The 17854-nt window shown below is 71.9% G+C and carries 12 protein-coding genes and 1 pseudogene; 7 read left to right on the forward strand and 6 right to left on the reverse strand.

Features of this window, described 5'->3' with window-relative positions:
- Positions 1-35: 35 nt before the first annotated feature.
- Positions 36-3377, reverse strand: coding sequence for a right-handed parallel beta-helix repeat-containing protein (locus AB0G32_RS19540; protein WP_361164277.1), 3342 nt, complete (start codon positions 3375-3377; stop codon positions 36-38).
- A gap of 271 nt (positions 3378-3648) precedes the next feature.
- On the opposite strand from AB0G32_RS19540, the gene AB0G32_RS19545 reads away from it, so the two are divergent.
- The 3 genes from AB0G32_RS19545 (at position 3649) to AB0G32_RS19555 (ending at position 8692) form a co-directional block, all read left to right on the forward strand.
- Positions 3649-4824: a hypothetical protein gene (locus AB0G32_RS19545; protein WP_361164280.1), complete on the forward strand. Its 1176-nt coding sequence runs from the start codon at positions 3649-3651 to the stop codon at positions 4822-4824.
- 182 nt (positions 4825-5006) lie between these two features.
- Positions 5007-7127 (forward strand): MMPL family transporter, encoded by a 2121-nt coding sequence (locus AB0G32_RS19550; protein WP_361164283.1) that lies wholly within the window; start codon positions 5007-5009, stop codon positions 7125-7127.
- 98 nt (positions 7128-7225) lie between these two features.
- Positions 7226-8692 carry an amidohydrolase family protein gene (locus tag AB0G32_RS19555; RefSeq protein ID WP_361164286.1) on the forward strand — a complete coding sequence of 489 codons (1467 nt, stop codon included), beginning with the start codon at positions 7226-7228 and terminating at the stop codon, positions 8690-8692.
- Between the two features lie 59 nt (positions 8693-8751).
- On the opposite strand, the gene AB0G32_RS19560 is transcribed toward AB0G32_RS19555, so the two are convergent.
- A complete protein-coding gene (locus AB0G32_RS19560) occupies positions 8752-9186 on the reverse strand; it encodes a MarR family transcriptional regulator (RefSeq protein ID WP_361164289.1) in 435 nt (144 codons plus the stop codon).
- 125 nt (positions 9187-9311) lie between these two features.
- Between AB0G32_RS19560 and AB0G32_RS19565 the strand changes: the two genes are divergently transcribed.
- The 3 genes from AB0G32_RS19565 (at position 9312) to AB0G32_RS19575 (ending at position 11670) form a co-directional block, all read left to right on the forward strand.
- Positions 9312-9947, forward strand: a complete 636-nt coding sequence (locus AB0G32_RS19565; protein ID WP_361164292.1) for an MBL fold metallo-hydrolase — start codon at positions 9312-9314, stop codon at positions 9945-9947.
- 28 nt (positions 9948-9975) lie between these two features.
- Positions 9976-10818 (forward strand): fumarylacetoacetate hydrolase family protein, encoded by an 843-nt coding sequence (locus AB0G32_RS19570; RefSeq protein ID WP_361164295.1) that lies wholly within the window; start codon positions 9976-9978, stop codon positions 10816-10818.
- 210 nt (positions 10819-11028) lie between these two features.
- Positions 11029-11670, forward strand: coding sequence for a TetR family transcriptional regulator (locus AB0G32_RS19575; protein ID WP_361164298.1), 642 nt, complete (start codon positions 11029-11031; stop codon positions 11668-11670).
- Positions 11671-11883: 213 nt separating this feature from the next.
- Here the strand turns inward: AB0G32_RS19575 and AB0G32_RS19580 are convergent, their stop codons facing one another.
- On the reverse strand, positions 11884-12351 hold the full coding sequence (locus AB0G32_RS19580; RefSeq protein ID WP_361164301.1) for a hypothetical protein: 468 nt from the start codon (positions 12349-12351) through the stop codon (positions 11884-11886).
- 267 nt (positions 12352-12618) lie between these two features.
- Between AB0G32_RS19580 and AB0G32_RS19585 the strand changes: the two genes are divergently transcribed.
- Positions 12619-13365 carry an LmeA family phospholipid-binding protein gene (locus AB0G32_RS19585; protein WP_361164304.1) on the forward strand — a complete coding sequence of 249 codons (747 nt, stop codon included), beginning with the start codon at positions 12619-12621 and terminating at the stop codon, positions 13363-13365.
- A 106-nt stretch (positions 13366-13471) separates the two neighbouring features.
- Here the strand turns inward: AB0G32_RS19585 and AB0G32_RS19590 are convergent, their stop codons facing one another.
- The 3 genes and pseudogenes from AB0G32_RS19590 to AB0G32_RS19600 all read right to left on the reverse strand — a co-directional run.
- Complete coding sequence (locus AB0G32_RS19590) at positions 13472-15103, reverse strand: carboxylesterase family protein (protein WP_361164307.1); 1632 nt, start codon at positions 15101-15103, stop codon at positions 13472-13474.
- Between the two features lie 120 nt (positions 15104-15223).
- On the reverse strand, positions 15224-16945 hold the full coding sequence (locus AB0G32_RS19595) for a carboxylesterase family protein (protein WP_361164310.1): 1722 nt from the start codon (positions 16943-16945) through the stop codon (positions 15224-15226).
- Positions 16946-17668: 723 nt separating this feature from the next.
- A pseudogene (locus tag AB0G32_RS19600) lies at positions 17669-17852 on the reverse strand (hypothetical protein); the annotation flags it as partial.
- Positions 17853-17854 lie beyond the last annotated feature (2 nt).

The following is a 17854-nucleotide window of genomic DNA, read 5'->3' on the forward strand; positions in this document are numbered from 1 at the left end:
TGCCATACGCGTCGTGCTCATCGTCTTCCTCACCGTCACGCCCCGGCCCGCTGTTCGGCGACGGGCGCCGACGCCGGGTCGGTCAGGTCCTCCGGGAGCAGCAGCCGCAGGTCGTCGAGGCTGGGCGCGGCCACCCGGCTGAGCCGGCCCGCCTGCCGGGTCATCATCCGCTCCAGCACCTGGCGGGCCGTGCGCGCGTTGCCGAACGACCGGTCGCGCGGCAGCGTGTCGAAGTGCTGCCGCAGTACCGAGCCGAGCCCCGTGCCGCACTCGTAGCCCGCCTGGAGCGCGTGCTGGCGCACGATCGTGACCAGTTCGTCGGAGGAGTAGTCGGCGAACTCGATCTTCCGGGAGAACCGCGAGGTCAGACCCGGGTTGGAGGCCAGGAACCGCTGCATCTCGGCGGTGTAGCCGGCCACGATGACCACCACCTCGCCGCGGTGGTCCTCCATCAGTTTCAGCAGTGTGTCCACGGCCTCCCGGCCGAAGTCCGCGCCGGACCCCTCGCGCGGGGTGAGGGTGTACGCCTCGTCGATGAACAGCACACCGCCCAGCGCCCGCTGGAACACCTCCGTGGTGAGCTGCGCGGTGTGGCCCACGTAGCGGCCGACCATGTCGGCGCGGGAGACCTCGACGAGCTGCCCGCGGGGCAGTACGCCCAGGGAGACCAGGAGTTCGCCGTAGAGCCGGGCCACGGTGGTCTTGCCGGTGCCGGGCGGGCCGGTGAAGACCAGGTGGTGGCTGAGCCGCGGCACCGGCAGCCCGGCGGCCTCCCGCTGCCGGGCGGTGGAGACCAGGTTGACCAGGTCGGTGACGTCCCGCTTGACCGCCGAGAGCCCGACCAGGGCGTCCAGCCGGCTCAGCGCGTCGTCGCCGGCGTCGAGGCCGTCCGGACCGGCCTCGGCCTCGCGGGCGGCCTCCTCGCTGATGTCCTGCGGCAGCAGCAGCGTCAGGTCCTCCTCGGTGACCTGGCTCAGCGCGGCCAGCCGCATCGCCTGCCGGTCCACCATCTCCTCGAACACCTGCCGCGCCGCACGGCCGTTGCCGAACCCGGCGTCCTTGGGTATCCGGTCGAAGTGCGTGGACAGCGCCCGGCGCGTCTCGTCGTTCAGCACGTACTGGTGCCGCCCGCACATGCTCTCCACGATCTCCACCAGCTCGGGCACCGAGTAGTTCTCGAACTCGACGGTGCGGGAGAAACGGGAGGCCAGGCCCGGGTTGGAGGCCAGGAAGCTGCGCATCTCACTGGAGTAGCCGGCCGCCACGACCACCACGTCCTCGCGGTGGTCCTCCATCAGCTTCAGCAGGGTGTCCACGGCCTCCCGGCCGAAGTCGACGCCCGAGCCGCGGGAGTCGGCGGTCAGCGTGTACGCCTCGTCGATGAAGAGCACACCGCCCAGCGCCCGTTCGAAGGTCTCGGTGGTCTTGATGGCGGTACCGCCGATGACCTGGGCGACCAGGTCGGCACGGGACACCTCGACCAGGTGCCCGGAGCGCAGCGCCCCCAGCTCGGCGAGGATCGTGCCGTAGAGCCGGGCCACGGTGGTCTTGCCGGTGCCGGGCGGGCCGGCGAAGACCAGGTGCCGGCTCATCGGCGGCGCCGACATGCCGAGCTGGGCCCGGCGCCGGGCGAGCTGGGTCAGGTTGACCAGGGTACGGACCTGTTCCTTGACGTGGCCCAGGCCGATCAGGCCCTCCAGCGCGGACATCGGCCCGTCCGGCCGCCCGGGTCCGTCCGACTCCGGGACGGTGCCCGCCGGGTCGGTGCCCTCGGCCTCGCCGTAGCCCCAGGCGTCGCGGGCCTCGTTGCCGGTGCTGGTGAGATTCTCCACCGCCAGCCGGCCGTCCGCCTTGGACTGGACGAGCCCGCCGCCCTTGTTCTCCCGCACCGTGCAGCCGACCACCGACACCGGCGCGTCGGTCTCCACCCGGATGCCGTCCCGGCCGTTGCCGGTGGCCTCGCAGCCGTTCAGGTTGGCCCGGCCGCCGTCGCGGACCAGGAAGCCGTGGTCGGTGGCGGCGGCGGCCCGCACCCGGGTCGCGGTCAGCTCGCCGCCGCTGTCCACGACCACGCCGCAGCCGCCCGCCGAGACCAGCTCGCCGTCGCGCAGCGCCGCCGTGCCCTCGCCGCCGATCTCCAGGCCGGCTCCGCCGGGGGCGCTCACCTTCAGGCCCGCCAGGTAGACGTTGCCGCCGGTGCTGACCACCGCGCCGGCGCCGCCCGGTGTCTCCACCGCGCAGTCCTCGACCCGGCCGCGGCCACCGTCGGTCACCGCGACGCCGGCGCCGCCCGCGCCGGTGATCCGGGCCCGCCGCACCAGCGGGTTGGCGCCGCCCTTGACGACCACGCCGCTGCCCTTGACGTCGACGATCTCCACCCGGTCCAGTTCGGCCGCCGAGTCCTCCTCCAGCAGCACGCCCTCCGCGTCGCCGTCCCGGACGGTCAGCGAGGTCAGGGTCGGCGAGGAGGCGCCGGCCACCCGCAGCGCCGGGGCCTGCGCGCCGGTCAGCCAGCAGTCCTCGTACGTGCCGCGCGAGCGGTCGGTGACGAAGAGGCCGTGGCCGGCCGTGCGGGAGGTACGGCAGCGGCGCAGCACCGGGTCGGCGCCGTGCGAGACGATGATGCCCTGGCCGGTGGTGCCGTTGATCCGCACGTCGTCCATCTCGACCCGGGCGGCGCTGGTCAGATGGGCGCCGACCGCGGTGTCGTGCACGACGGTCCGCAGCACCCGCGCCACGCTGCGCTCCTCCATGGCGAGCGAGGGCTTGTCGGTGGAGGACAGGTCGCAGTCCTCGACGGACACCTGGGCGTCGCCGTTGGCGAGGATGCCGTTGCCGCGCGCGTCGCGCACCGTGCAGCCGCGCACCGTCGCCCGGCCGCGCTCGCCGACCACCACGCCGCTGGTGCCGAGGTGTTCGAAGGTGCAGGACTCCAGTGAACTCTCGGTGGCGGAGGTGACGACCACCCCGGCGCCGGTCCGGCTGGAGACCCGGCACTCGCGCATGGCGAGCGACCCCGAGTTGCGCGCGAGCACGGTCGCCCAGGAGGCGCCGGACAGATCACAGCCCTGCATGGCGACCTGCCCGTGCGAGGCGTCCACCGCGGGCACCTCCGGGTCCTGCCCCTGCACGACCAGGTCGGTCAGCATCACCGCGTCGACGCGCAGCGATATCGCCGTGCCCGTGCGCGGCGCCAGCCGGACGCTGCCGCGCGACTGTTCGGCGACGATGGTCACCCGGGTGGTGACGACGAGATTCTCCTCGTACGTGCCCGGGCGGACGCTCAGCACCGCCCCACCGCGCGCCCTGGCCAGGGCCTCTGCGACCGTCCGGGCGTCCCCGGTGCCCTCCGGACAGACCGTCAGTACCTGGCGCACTCCGCTGACCTCCTCGTTTTGGCACCCGTGGGTGGCGGCCGGACCCATCATGCCTTCCTCTTACCTGCGATCCCACCCCGGACCGGTGAGAGGCATGAGGCGACAGGGGCGCCGTACCCCCGGATTATGGGACGTTCCGCAACGTCCGTACCAGCATGGTCGCTTGTCCGGGCCGAATAGTTAACGCGGGTGGAATGACGTGTCCCACATGAGTGTGCGTCAATGAGGCCGAGCACTGGGACGAGCGATGACCGCGGGACGGATGGGACGTATGGCGGACCGGACCGAATCAGCGACGAGCGCGGCGGCGGCGGCCGCCGAGGAGAAGACGGCCACGGCGGCAACCCCTGCGGAGCCGGCCACGGGATCGGCCGCGAGCGCCCCCGGCACGGAACCGGCCACGGGATCGGCCGCGAGCACCCCCGGCACGGAACCGTCGCCCGCCAAGACCACCGAGACACCCCCACCCACCGAGACACCCCCACCCGCCGAGGCATCCCCACCCACCGCGGCCGACCCGGCCACCGCGGCCGACCCGGCCACCAAGACGGAATCGCCCGGCGAGACGAAACCGGCCACCAAGGCGAAACCGGCCACCAAGGCGAAACCGGCCACCAAGGCGGAACCCACCGCGGAAGCCGCCTTGGCGACCGCGACCGCGACCGCGACCGTGACCGCGGCGGCCCCGGGGGACCCCGCCCCCGGCGCCCAGGCCGTGGCGCACCCGGGCCGCCCGGGCCGTCCCCTGCTGGCGGGCGCCGCCCTGCTGGGCGCCGCGCTGGTGGCCGTACCGGTCCTGCTGATGAACCGCGACGCCACACCGGAGCGGCACGGCACGACCGTCGCCGAGGAGGCGGGCACGGTGCTGGGCGGCGGCGCGTCGACCCAGGAGGACCCGGAGGCGTACGCGTCGTCGAGCGCGTCCCCGTCGAAGACGGCCGCATCCAAGAAGCCCGCCACGCCGAAGGCGGCGGCGAAGGAACAGGCCCCGGTGGCGGCGGCCCCGCCCGCCGCCCCCGCCGAGTCGGCGACGAAGAAACCGGTGGCGACGAAGACCACCCCCAAGGCGACGAAGAAGGCGACCACGAAGGCCAAGCCGAAGGAACCGTCCCTCCCGGCCGACATAACCGTCACGGCGACCCGGGTGCTGCGGGCCGGCGAGTCCATCGAGGCGGACAAGACCCGGCTGCGCATGCAGAACGACGGCAACCTCGTGGTCTACGACGAGAACAACAAGGCCCGCTGGGCCACGATGACCTTCGGCGACAACTACCAGGCGGTCTTCCAGGCGGACGGCAACCTGGTCGTCTACACCGCCGACAGCCGCCCGGTCTGGGCGAGCAAGACCCAGGGCCACGACGGCGCGATCCTGCGCCTCCAGGAGGACGGCAACCTGGTGATCTACTCGGGCGGAGCACCGATCTGGGCATCGAAGACCCAGCACTGAGCCCGCGGCTCACTCTCCGAGGGGGAGCAAATGGCAGTCCTGCCAGAATCGGGGTAAGTTCTGTCAGGGCTGCCACTTTTTCGGACGGCCCGGCCCTGTTCCCCGCGCCTGGAGACAACGTGTCCGATTCCTCCGCTTCCGCTCGCGTACCCGCGCCGCCCCCCGACACCAGCCGTCGTTCGGTGCTGCACCGTACGGGCGCCTTCTGCGCGCGCCATCCGGTGTGGGTGATCGCCGCATGGCTCCTGGTGATGGCCGCCGCCATGCTCGGCAGAAACGTGATCGGCGCGACGTACAGCGACGAGGTCAGCCTGCCCGGCAGCCAGACCCAGACCGGGGCCGACCTGCTGGAGGAGTCCGAACCGAAACTGGCCGACCCCAGCGGGAAAGTCGTCTTCCACGTCGGCTCGGGCACGGTGGCGAGCCACGGTGACGCCCTTGACGACACGCTGGCCCGGCTCGGCGACCTGCCGCACGTTTCCGCCGTGTCCGGGCCGACGACCAGTACGGACGGAGCCACCACCTATGTCACGCTCTCCTTCGACGAGGACATCAAGTCGCTCGGTCACAGCTACGTCGACCAACTCGACGAGGCGACGGAACCGGCCGAGGCCGCGGGCGTCCACGTCGGTTACGGCGGAGACCTCGACAACATCGCCCGCGAGCCCGCGAACGACGTGGCCAGCGAGGCCGTGGGCATCGCCACCGCGCTGGTAGTCCTGCTGATCGCCTTCGGCAGCGTCGCCGCCGCCCTCCTGCCGCTCGGCTCGGCACTGGTGAGCGTGCTGGCCGGACTGGGCGTCGTCGGCATCGTGGCCGGCAGTCTCACCTTCGCCACCTCGGCGCCGACCCTGGCCGCGATGATCGGCCTCGGTGTCGGCATCGACTACGCCCTCTTCCTCATCACGCGTTTCCGGCAGGACATCATGGACGGGTACGGCGCGGAGGCGGCCGTCGCCCGGACCACGGCCGGCAGCGGCAAGGCCGTCCTGGTGGCCGCCGTCACCGTCGCGGTGGCCCTGCTCAGCCTCTACGCCTGCGGCCTCAGCATGATCGGGCGACTCGGCCTGGCCGCCACCATCGCCGTCGTGGTCACCGCGCTGGCGGCCCTGACCCTTGTGCCGGCGGCGCTCGGTCTCGTGGGACGCCGGGTGGACAAGCTCAGGATCCGTCGCCGTCCCGTCGCCGAGAGTGCCGGTGACAACGACGGCTGGCACCGGTACGCGGCCATGGTCGCCCGCCACCCCTGGCGGTTCCTGACCGCGGGGGCCGCGGTCCTGGCTGTCTGCGCGGTGCCGCTGTTCGCCATGCGCCTCGGCCACATCGACGACGGCGCCGACCCGGTCGGCAGCACCACCCGCAACGCCTACGACTGGATCGCCGCCGCCGACGGACCCGGCTTCGGCCCGGGTGCCAACGGACCGTTCACCGTGGTCGTCGACCTGAAGGGCGCGACCGAGCCGTCCGACCGGATCGCCGACGAGCTGTCAGACGCCCTGGGGAAGACCGCCGGCGTCTCTCGTGCCACCACACCGCAGCCCACCCCGGACGGCCGGCTCCTCGTCACGACCGTCACCCCGACGACGGGCCCCCAGACAGCCGGTACGGGGGGCCTGTACGAGACCCTCACCGATCACACGCTGCCCGAGACGCTCGCGGGTTCCGGTACGACGGCCTACCTGACCGGCACCACCGCGGGCCAGCTGGAGTTCCGCGACACGGTCACCGAGCGCCTGCCCGTCATCATCGGCATCGTCCTGGTGTGCGCGTTCCTCCTGCTCACGGTCGTCTTCCGAAGCCTGGTCGTGCCGCTCAAGGCGGTCGCCCTCAACCTCCTGACCACGGGCGCCTCGTACGGCGTCCTCGTCGCCGTCTTCCAGTGGGGCTGGGGCGACAACCTGCTCGGCATGAGCGGACCCGTGCCGATCGAGTCCTACGTCCCGATGATGATGTTCGCCATCGTCTTCGGACTGAGCATGGACTACGAGATCTTCCTGCTCTCCCGTATCGCCGACGAGTGGCACACCAGCCACGACAACCAGCGGGCCGTCGGCAAGGGCCTCGCCCTGACCGGCCGGGTCATCACCTGCGCGGCGCTGATCATGACGGCCGTGTTCCTCTCCTTCGCGGGATCCCCGACCGTCGTGGTCAAGATGCTGGCCCTGGGGCTGGCCATCAGCGTCATTCTCGACGCCACCATCGTCCGTCTCGTCCTCGTACCGTCGCTGATGTTCCTGCTCGGCAGCGGAAACTGGTGGCTGCCGCGGTGGCTGGACCGTCGGCTGCCGCGAGTGACGGTGTGAACGGCGCGGACGACGACGCCGGGCCCGGCTGTGGACCTGCGGCCCGCGGGACGAACGGATTGAATGGCACGTCCGGCATGAAGCGAGGAGCACCAGCCATGACCACCTCCCGACAGCTCTCGCCCCGGTCAGGAGAGCCGGAGCGGGGCAGTCTCCTGTTGCGTTCCGCGACGGTCGTGAACACCCGGGACGGCGGCTTGGCACCGGACACCGATGTCCTGGTGCGGAACGGGAAGATCACCGAGGTCCGTCCCGGCATCGACGCTCCGGAGCGGCTGCGGGCGCGGATCGTGGACGCGAAGGGCATGTACGTCGTCCCCGGCTACAACGACATGCACGCTCACCCCCTCGACCAGCTGCCCGCCACCAGCCGTGACCGGGACCTTCGTCTGCTGCTGGCCCACGGGGTCACGGGGTTCCGCCAGATGTCCGGCTCGGCCGGCCTGCTGCGGGCCCGCGCCGAGGGCACACTCGGCCTGCCCCTGGACGGCGCGCGGCCGCTCTCCATGCCGGGAGCGGTGCTGGTCACGCCGCTGAACGCCGGCTCCCGGGAGCAGGTGGTGGCCACGGTGCGGCAGCAGCACGCCGCAGGAGCGGACTTCATCAAGGTGGCCATGGCCTCGCCGGACGTGTTCTTCGCGGCGCAGCGGGAGGCGCTGCGGCTCGGGCTGCCCATCGTCGGTCACCTCCCGCAGGGCATCGACGTCGTCGAGGCGTCGCGCATCGGCATGAAATCCGTGGAGCACCTCGGGCCCGGCGTAGGTCTGTTCGCCTGCTGCTCGACCGATCCGGCCGGTGTCCAGCCCGACAGCGACGGAGACATGAAGCTCAAGGCGCCGCCCGTCAAGCTGCCGTTCATGGACCGCCTGATCGACCGCATGGTCAAGAAGCTGGTCATCAACCCCGTCAACCGGACCACACCGGGGGCCGTGGCACGTATGCGCCGAGCCGTGGAGACCTACGACAGCAAGATGGCCCACTCGCTCGCGGTGCGGTTCGTCGACGACAACACCTGGCAGGTCCCCACCCTGATCCGGGTGAAGACCCAGCAACTCGCCGACGATCCCGCCTTCGACCAGGCCCCGGAGCTGCGGCACATGGACGCCCCGACGCTGAAGCGCTGGCGGAAGGCCACTGCCAGGTTCTCGCGGTTCCCCGCGGCCACCCGCGCCACATTCCGTGAGTTGTACGACCGTCAGCTCCAGCTGACCAGCGCCTTCGACGACGCCGGCGTCCCCATGCTGGCGGGAAGCGACACCTCCGGGGCCGGCTGGGTGGTCCCCGGAGCCTCGCTGCACCGCGAGTTCGACGAGCTGGGCCGGGCCGGCCTGGCGCCGCTGCGTATCCTCCAGATGACCACGTTGAGGGCCGCGGAGTTCCTCGGGACCACTGACACGATGGGCACGGTCGAGCCCGGCAGGCTGGCGGACCTGGTCCTGCTGCGCGCCAACCCGGTTGAGAACGTGGAGAACCTGCACGGGGTGGCCGCGGTGGTCCGAGACGGCCGGTACTACGCGGAGGCGGAGCTGGCCGGGATCAAGGAGCGGGCGCCCGAAGACCGCTGACGCGCCGCGACGGCTCCCCGTTCCCGCCCGCCGCCCGCGTCACCGTTGGCCCCGCTGGATCATTCCTGCTCACTCCCGTAGTCGGACAAGCGGTCCAGGAGCTGGGGCAGGGCGCTGAGCTGGGCCTGTTCGTCCGCGGTCAGGAGCGCGTCCATCGCCTGGGCGACCCAGTCGCGTCTGGCCGCCCGGTCCCGTTCCAGGGCGGCGCGCCCCCGCTCGGTGAGAGTGACCAGGAAACCGCGGCGATCCTGCGGGTCCTCCCGGCGGGCGAGGTACTCCAGCGTCTCCAGTTCCTTCACGGTGCGGCTCTGACTCTGATGACGCACCCCGCGCTGCTGCGCCAGGGAGGCGATCGAGGCGTCGCCGACCCGGTCGAGCAGGCCCATGGTCGCGGCCAGTGGCGGCGCCACGGTGTCGGCCTGCGAGCGCGTCGCGCGCACGAACCTGCCGATGGACGTCCGCAACTGCTCCGCCAGCTGAACTCGATCAACCATGAACCGACTATACAGCCGTGCTGTAGATGTGGCGATGGATGCAGGGAAGCTATGCAGCACAGCTGTACAGCTTTGCTGTATAGTTGCGAGTACAGCAAGCCCACCCACGAACGAACGGAAGCACCATGAAGCTCACCAAGTACGCCCACGCCTGCGTCGCGCTGGAGAAGGACGGGACCAGGATCGTCCTGGACCCCGGTACGTTCACTCCCGACGCGAAGGACGCCGTCACCGGTGCCGCGGCCGTGCTGATCACCCATGAGCACTTCGACCACTTCGACGACACCCTGCTGGCGGCGGCTCTGGAAGCCGATCCCGAGCTGCGGGTCTTCGGACCCCGCGCGGTGCTCGACAAGCTCGGCGACCACGGCGGCCGGGTACGGGCCCTCGCCACGGGCGACACCCTCGACGTGGCCGGCTTCACCGTCGCGGTCCACGGTGAACGCCATGCCACCATCCACGCGGACATCCCGCGCGTCGACAACCTCGGCTACCTGGTCGACGAGACCGTCTTCCACCCCGGCGACGCCTACTTCGCTCCCGAGGTATCCGTCGACACCCTGCTGCTGCCCACCAGCGGTCCCTGGACCAAGCTGGGCGAGGCGGCCGACTACCTGCGCGCCGTCAAGCCCCGCCAGGTGATCCAGATCCACGAACTCATGCTCAGCGAGCTGGGCCGGCAGTCGACGCGCACCTTCCTGGCCGGACTGACCGGCATCGAAGTCGCCCTCCTGCCCTCGGGCGAGAGCGTCGGGCTGTGAGCCTTCGGCGCCGGAAAGTGAGCTGAGCATGCGCTTCGCCACGATCAGAGACGGTGGCACGCTGACCGGGGCACGTGTCGAAGGCGACCGGGTCGTCCTGGTCGACGCCGACAACGCGGTCGACGCCTGCCTGCGGCAGGCCCGGCTGCGCGACATCGGCGAGGTCGACGCGGCCACCGCCCATTACGCCCGTGTCTCGCCGGCTCCCGCGCACATTCTGTGCATCGGGCTCAACTACCGCAGTCACCTCGAACAACTGGGCCGGCCCACACCGCGGTACCCGACGTTCTTCGCCAAGTTCCCCTCGACCCTGACCGGTCCCCGCGACTCCATCGCGCTGCCCGCCGTCAGCGACCGCGTCGAACCCGAGGCGGAACTCGCCGTGATCATCGGCGCGTCCCTGCACCGGGCCACCCCCGACGAGGCCGCGGCTGCCATCACCGGCTACACCGCGGCCAACGATCTTTCCCTGCGTGACTGGCAGCACCGTACGACCGAAGCCCTGCAAGGCAAGGTCTTCGACCGCTCCACCCCTCTGGGACCGGTGCTCGTAACCCCCGACGAAGTGGACGACGCGCGAGACCTGGAGATCTCGTGCACCGTCGACGGGGTTCCCTGGCAGCGCGGATCGACCGCCGATCTGCTGTTCTCCCCGGCCGAACTGGTCTCCTACTGCAGCACCTTCCTGACCCTCCGGCCCGGCGACGTGATCCTCACCGGAACGCCCGGCACCACCCCCGACGCCTCGCACCTGGTTCCGGGGCAGACCGTGGTCACCTCGGTCCAGGGCATCGGCAGCGCGGTCAATCCCACCGTCCGTGATCCGTCGCCCGACACCCGGCCCGCCTGGGAAGAACGCGGGCCGCGGTGAACCCGGACAGCCCTGCCCGGCAGCGGGGGGCGGCCCGCCGTAACCACAGAACCACGTCACGCCGATGATCCGTCGGGCGTCAGCGTGCCCCCCGGTGTTCCTGCGCCCCGTCCCTGGCTGATCCTTCTTGCGCTCCCGCGACGGCGGGATCTGACGCACAATGGCACTCATGACATTTGGCAGCCGTGCGGCGGAAGCGAGGGTGGCGTCATGGTGACGAATGCGGCCGGACCCGGGCTGCGGGAACGCAAGAAGGACCAGACCCGCCGTGCCCTGCGGGACGCCGCGGCGGGACTCTTCGCCGACCACGGGTTCCTGGAGACCACGGTGGCCGACATCGCCGCCGCCGCGAACGTGTCCGAGCGGACGTTCTTCCGGTACTTCGACAGCAAGGAGGCGCTGCTTCTGCCGGACAGCGCCGACCTGTTCGCCCGCATCGAAGAGGCGTTCCGGCAGCGTCCGGCGGACGAGAGCGCACTCGACGCGGCGTGCGGCGCGCTGTCCGACGCGGCGTCGCATTTCGCGACGAGCAGTCTGACCGCGCTGGCACACCCTCTCGGCGAGGTGCGCGAACACGCTCGCGCGGGCCTGTCCCGGCAGGTCGCCGAGTTCGAGGAGCGGCTGACCGAACTCGTCCGCGAACGACTGCCGGACGGCAGGACCGACGCGGACCTGGAGGCCGCGGTGATCGCCAACTGCGCCGTCTCGGCGGCTCGGGCCGTGCTGCGTACGCTGCGCAACCGTCGCGAGGCGGGCCTGCCGGTGGAGCCCGAGCACCTGCTGCCACGGGCCTTCGCCATGCTGTCCGGGATGGGAGCCGGCCCACGCCGACCCCTGCGCCCGCAGCGGTGACACAGCACGCGATCAGGGCGTCGTAGCCGTCGCGCACGGCGAGCAGCGCATGCTGCTGGGTGACATGGCACAGGTCTTCCATGTACGGCATGGCCGCGGCCCGCGGCCCGCGGTCCGTGTTCGCGCGGCGCCGGCGAGGCGACCGCCAGCAGCCTGAGGACGATGACGAAGTCACCGTCGTCCAGCCGCTCGAAGGCCCGGTCGACGACCGCCTCACCTGTCGGCGGCTCGCGCCCCCGTGCTGCTGATCATCCAGGGGTGGAGCGCGGGGCCGATCACCGCGACGAGGACGGTCATGCCCGCCGCCGTCCAGTAGTCGATCTGGTCCACCGTGCCCCGCAGCGCCGCCGTGGCCACCAGGGCCGCTCCGACGACACCCAGTTTCAGCAGGATGAGCCGCACCAAGGACACTTGGGGTTCGCCCTCACGTCCGAGGCGGCGGCGCCTGCGCGTGCGCGCCCGCTCCAGCAGTGGAGGGACGATCAGGACGACCAGGAGGAGCCGTTCGGTGTGCTCCCACAGGGACTCCCCGTGGTTGTAGGCCCACAGCCCGCCCATGAGCAGACCGAGGATCGAGTAGTGCAGGAACACCGATCTCGGGCGGCGGCCGGCGGCGAGCGGGACCGCGGTGGTCGGCGGCAGCGCACGTACGGTTGACCGCTGCTCGTTCATGCTGCTCATGAGGGTCCGATCGTCAGGGGGCGGCGAGCCCGAGTGGCCGTACAGCTCGGCATCTCCTCTCCCATCATAATGGCAGTCATGCCAATTGACAGTCATGCCGCAAAAGGGTGAGGCTGGTGCCATGTGGACGGCGCACGCCGGTCCGGACACCCGGCCCGCGGGCCGGCCTCGCCCGCGCCCGTGCCGGGACGGCCGGTCGCCGATCGCATCGGAGTGTCTGCCGTCGCGGGCCTTCGTCGTCCTGCTTCCGGATCGGAGCCGACTTCCATGACCAGACGCCGTCATGTCCTCGTCGCCGCGGCAACCGCGGCCTCGCTCACGCTCGCCCTGACGGTGGCCGATCTCGTCGTCGAGCGGAAGGCCGAGGAGAAGATCGTCGAGGTCGCCGAATGCCGCCTCGGTGACGCCTCCGACGTCACCGCGGACCTCGGTGACACGCTGGCCGGGCTCCGGACCGTCACGGGACGTGTCGGCACCGTCCACATCCATGCCGGACGCGTGCACCGGGCCGGCGTCGACATGGCGCTCCAGGCGTCGCTGTACGGGGTGTCCACCGACGGCGGCGCGACGAGCGGTTCGGCTTCGGCGACCGTGTCCTACGCGCAGCTCGGCGAACGACTGGACGGCGGGGCGGGTGGAATGCGACCGGGTTCCGACGGGACGCATCTCACCCTCACCGGGACCGCCGGTGACCTGGGGGTGCCCGTCACCGTGCTGACGGACCTGTCGACCACCGCGCACTCGGTGACCATCACCCCGGCCGCCGTGAGCCTGATGGGACGTGAGGTGCCCGTCAGCGCCCTGTCGTCGCTGCCGGGTGCCGCCCAGCTGGCCGGCAAGCTCAAGCCGCGGAAGATTGACATGGGCAAGCTGCCCGAAGGCGCGCGACTGACCGGCGCCCGCCCCGGCCCCGAGGGACTCACCCTGGACTTCGGCCTGTCGGCCAAGGACGTGGCCGGGGCGAACCGAGAAACGGCCGCCACCGCGTGCGCACCGACCAGCGAAAAGGCCTGAGCGCCGGCACGGCGACGACCGCGGCGGGCACCCACGGTGGCCACCCGCGCCCGGCCGGACCGTCCCAGGGGGGCGGGCCGGCCGGGCGGTCACCGCGCGGGCTGCCTCACACCGCGGGGCTGACGTCGTTCCAGAGCGCGCAGTTGTGCTCGTCGTCGATCTGCGCGTACGTCACCCGGTGGGCGGAGGGCGCCTGGAACTGGAGCAGGTCGCCCTGCGGGGCGTACCGGGGCCAGGCGGGTGCGAGCCGCACGTTCGGGTTCCCGTCCTCGGTGAAGCTGCCCCAGTAACTGATCATCTGGTCGGAGAGCCGCACCTGTTCGGTGCTGAACGGCAGGGCGGTGCCGAGGTAGTCCCACAGGTAGCCGAGGTCGTTGACATGGGTGGCGCCGAAGGGGTAGTCGGTGCCGAGCCGCCAGATCGAGGTGAAGGCGGGACCGTCCTTCTCGGCGAACTCGTAGGCGTACGTCCGGGTGTCGGCCGCCAGTCGGTCCCGCAGGGTCTGGTCGCGGCAGGCCCGCTGATCGCTCTGGATCGTGCCCCAGGCCACCGTCGGCGACCAGTACTCGTCCACCGGATATGCGGCCTCGACCCGGTCCGCGCCCGCCGGGTACGTCTGCTCGATCAGGTCGCCGACCTGGGCGGCGGTGAGCGGGTTGCCCCGGTAGTCGTACTGGCCGAAGACGCTCTGCTGGGACTCGTCGGAGTTGCCGCCGACCACGACCGGCAGATTGGTCAGCTTCCCCGCCTTGAGCAGGGCCAGCGGGTCCGCGGGCAGTACGGACGTGCCGTAGACCGAGGAGTTCTGGGAGACCTTCTGCTGGGCCGCGAGGATGTCCGCGGGGCTCTTGGCGCGCAGGCAGGCGAGCTGGCCGGTGCCGGTGGGGCAGTTCAGCTCGGCGGCGAACCGGTCACCGCTGTCGGTGGCCTCGGTCCGGGTGCGGGCGGGGGCGTTGCAGCCGCCGCTCTGCAGGACCACCTGGTCGAAGAGTCCCCTGGCACCCGGTGCGGCGAGCTGGGTGCAGGTGTTGCGGGCGCCCGCGGACTGGCCGGCGAGGGTGACGTTCTGGGGGTCGCCGCCGAAGGCGCGGATGTTCCGCTGCACCCAGCGCAGCGCGGCCTGCTGGTCGAGGAGGCCGTAGTTGCCGGCCGCGCCGTCCTCGTTGTCCTGGTTCAGCTGGTCGGTGTAGAGCCAGCCCATGGCGCCGAGGCGGTAGTTGAGGGTGACGAAGACGGCGTCCTGGCGGGTGACGAACTTGGCGGGGTCGGTGTCCCGGCCGGCGCCGCCGGTGTTGCCGCCGCCGTGGTTCCACACGAAGACCGGCAGGTTCTTCTTCGTGCTGTTCGACGGCCGGTAGACGTTGAGGTAAAGGCAGTCCTCGGTCAGCGTGGGCTTGTCGTACCCGGGGTCCCAGCCGGTGCCCTGGACGCAGGAACCGCCGAACTCGGTGGCGTCCCGCACGCCGTTCCACTTCGCGGCCGGCTGCGGCGCCTTCCAGCGCAGGGTGCCGACCGGTGGCTTGGCGTAGGGGATGCCCTTGAACGAGGTGACCATCGACGCGGCCTCGCCACGCACCTTGCCCTGCGCCGTGCTGACGACAGGGTTGCGGCCCGGGTAGGACGCCGCCTCGTCGCCGCCGGACTCGGCGCCCGCCTGGGCCATCGCGGTGAGTGTCGTGGCCGCGGCGACCGCGGCCGACACTCCCGCCACCAGGAACGTCCTCAGTCTGGTTCGCATGCGCTGCCTGCCTCCTTCTCGCCGGGGCGGGGCCGGGCACGGACTGCCGCGGCCTGACCGCCCCGGGCGGCTCTGGTGGTACGCGGTGGTACGCGGTGGTAGGGGAGGGCCGGGCAGTGGTCAGTACTCCTTCGTCCGTGACTCCAGGTAGTCACGCAGGAAGGCGTACTTGGCCTCGCTGCCGGCGGCCGGGACGGGCCCGAAGCGGTCGCCGAGTTCCATGGTCTGCGGCTTGCCGGGGCGCAGGGCCGGCCAGGCGGGCGGGGCACCGCGGCCGTGTCCGTTGGGGTTGCCGGTGGCGGCGAAGCCGGCCAGGTAGGTGGTGGTGAGGTCCGCGAGCGTGTGGTCCTCCGCCGTCCAGGGGCGGCCCGCGCCCTTGAGGTTGCCGAAGAGGTAGTACATCTCGGCGCCGTGGTACGCGCCGAGCGTGGCCGCGTCTCCGCGGGTCATGATCGGGTTGCCGGTGTCGGCTCCCGGCGGCACGCGGGACCACCAGTAGTTCCAGACCGGGCCGCGGTTGCCGGCCGTCGTCTTGAACAGCGTGCCCCACAGGAAGGTGGAGACCCGTTCCTCGTCCCGCGCGTAGCTGTTGTACGACGCGACGGCCTCGGCGTCGGTGGCCGCCGGGTAGAGCGCCAGGAACTCCTCGGCCCGGTCGCCGAAGGTCGCCACGGCGAACTCCCGGTACTGCGCGACCGTCATGGCCAGTGCGGGCGAGGCTCCGTTCTCGTCCTTGTTGTTGCCGGTGAGGACCGGTACGTCGATCTCGGCGCCCGATGTCATCGCGGCCCCGTACGTGCTGGGCAGCACATACCCGTCGAGGGTGTTGCCGCCGGTGGCGGGAGCACCGGCCGCGTTGGACCCGGCGACGATCTGGTCCGCGCTCAGGGCCCGCAGCCCGGCCAGCGAACCGGCGCCCGTGAACTCCTGGAAGGCCACGCCGTTGGCCTCCGCGACATCCAGGGTCTTGTAGCCGCCGGCCACCCGCCCCAGGGCCGGGTCCTTCGGGTACTGCACGCCGGCGCAGAGCACGGCCCGCTGGTACAGGCCCCGCGCGAGGCGGGAGATCATCAGGATGTTGACCAGCGAGGAACCGTGGGACCAGCCGGCCAGCGTCACCCGGTCGGGGTCCCCGCCGAAGGCGCCGATGTTCCGCCGGACCCACTCCAGCGCCGCCACGGTGTCCATGGCGCCCCAGTTGCCGGACGCGCCGTGCCCGGACTCCGCGCTCAGCTCTGGATGGGCCAGGTTGCCGAAGGCGCCGACCCGGTGGTTGAAGGTGACGAAGACCAGCCCCTTGCTCGCCAGGTACGACCCGTCGTACACCGGCTGCTGGGTCCACATCGCCGTCCTGGCCCCGCCGTAGACCCAGACGACCACCGGACGGCGTTCGCGCGAGGAGGAGGCTCCGGTCCAGACGTTGAGGTTCAGGCAGTCCTCACTGAACTCCGGCAGCTCGGCCCACGCGGGGGTGTCCGTGGTGGGCTGCGGACAGGCGGGCCCCCACGTGTCGGCCCTGCGGACACCCTTCCAGGACGGTGCGGGCCGCGGCGGGCGCCACCGGTTCGCCCCGGCGGTGGAAGCCGCGAAGGGGATGCCCTTGTACACGGTGACACCGGGCAGGGCGGCCCGGACACCCGTCACCAGGCCGGACCGGGTGCGCACGGGCGTCCCCGGGCGGCTGTGTGCAGGCGTGGCGGCCGTGGCGGAGGCCGCGAACGCGGGCTGTACGCCGCCGAGAAGCGCCGCGCCGACGGTGACGGCGACCGTGCGGCCGAGGAAGCAGCGCCGGTCGGACGCCGCTGCGGGGAGTCCGGGGAGAGCGGGTTCGTTCGAGGTCACAGGAGGTCTCCAGCGGTGGAGGGGCGGATGTGCCGCGTCGGTCGCCCCGTCCGGCCCCGGATCGGGTCGCTTCATGCTGTTGGGCCGTGCCACAGCCATCAATAGATCGGACCGTATCTACGGTTTCCCCTCGTGAAATCACAGTGTGCGGAGACGGGGGTTTGAGAAGTCGGCCGTCCGGCTCGGCCCTGTTCTCCCGAAGCCGCCACCCCTCGTGAACTCGTGCTGGCGGCCGCCGACGGCCTGTTCGCCGGGACCGACGCTCCCAAAGCGGTGTCCATGGACGACATCGCCGCCGCGGCGGAGAATCCTCGCGGCGCTCGATGAGCTGGTCTCGTTCAAGCTCAACAACCGCCATCTCATCGCCGCCCGGGAACTGGCCGGCTCCGGGCTGCCGCAGTCGCCCCACTACGTGTGGATGCACGGCACGCTCCGCACGTTGACGAACAGGCCGAGGGGGCCGAGTGCCCCGGGGCGGGCTGTACCGCGGCGCACATCCTGCTCGGCGGACTGCGCGTCGACCTGCTCGACGAACTGTTCGCGTCGGGCGGGTCGGCCGATGACATCCGCCACGACCTGGCCGCGCTCGCCCGCCGGATCCTCCGCACCGCGGGCTCGGACGGCTGACGGGCCGCAGCCGCCGTCCGTCAACGGACGGAACCGGACGGGAGGTTGCGGGTCCCCGGGGGGACGCTTGGTGAGGACGTGCGTGCAAGGAAGCGGGATGCCGAGGCCGACGGCGTCGACGGCCGCGCGCAGGACGGCGAGGGCGCCGACGCGGTCGGCGGGCGGACCCATGCCGCCGGGACCGGCGAGCTGCCTGGCGCCGTAGCCGACGCGGGTGACGGTCAGCTCACCCGGGCTCCAGCGGCCTCCCTTGTACTCGGGGTGGTCCGGATGACGGCAACC

The organism is Streptomyces sp. NPDC023723 (genome assembly GCF_040639815.1).
In the GTDB taxonomy this organism is placed as follows: domain Bacteria; phylum Actinomycetota; class Actinomycetes; order Streptomycetales; family Streptomycetaceae; genus Streptomyces.

What these genes read in the sequence shown, in the direction of transcription:
- AB0G32_RS19585 (WP_361164304.1), top strand. Translation starts at nt 12,619, where the DNA reads ATGACCAGACGCCGTCATGTCCTCGTCGCCGCGGCAACCGCGGCCTCG.
- AB0G32_RS19565 (WP_361164292.1), top strand. Translation starts at nt 9,312, where the DNA reads ATGAAGCTCACCAAGTACGCCCACGCCTGCGTCGCGCTGGAGAAGGAC.
- AB0G32_RS19570 (WP_361164295.1), top strand. Translation starts at nt 9,976, where the DNA reads ATGCGCTTCGCCACGATCAGAGACGGTGGCACGCTGACCGGGGCACGT.
- AB0G32_RS19560 (WP_361164289.1), bottom strand. Translation starts at nt 9,186, where the DNA reads ATGGTTGATCGAGTTCAGCTGGCGGAGCAGTTGCGGACGTCCATCGGC.
- AB0G32_RS19545 (WP_361164280.1), top strand. Translation starts at nt 3,649, where the DNA reads ATGGCGGACCGGACCGAATCAGCGACGAGCGCGGCGGCGGCGGCCGCC.
- AB0G32_RS19555 (WP_361164286.1), top strand. Translation starts at nt 7,226, where the DNA reads ATGACCACCTCCCGACAGCTCTCGCCCCGGTCAGGAGAGCCGGAGCGG.
- AB0G32_RS19575 (WP_361164298.1), top strand. Translation starts at nt 11,029, where the DNA reads ATGGTGACGAATGCGGCCGGACCCGGGCTGCGGGAACGCAAGAAGGAC.
- AB0G32_RS19580 (WP_361164301.1), bottom strand. Translation starts at nt 12,351, where the DNA reads ATGAGCAGCATGAACGAGCAGCGGTCAACCGTACGTGCGCTGCCGCCG.
- AB0G32_RS19590 (WP_361164307.1), bottom strand. Translation starts at nt 15,103, where the DNA reads ATGCGAACCAGACTGAGGACGTTCCTGGTGGCGGGAGTGTCGGCCGCG.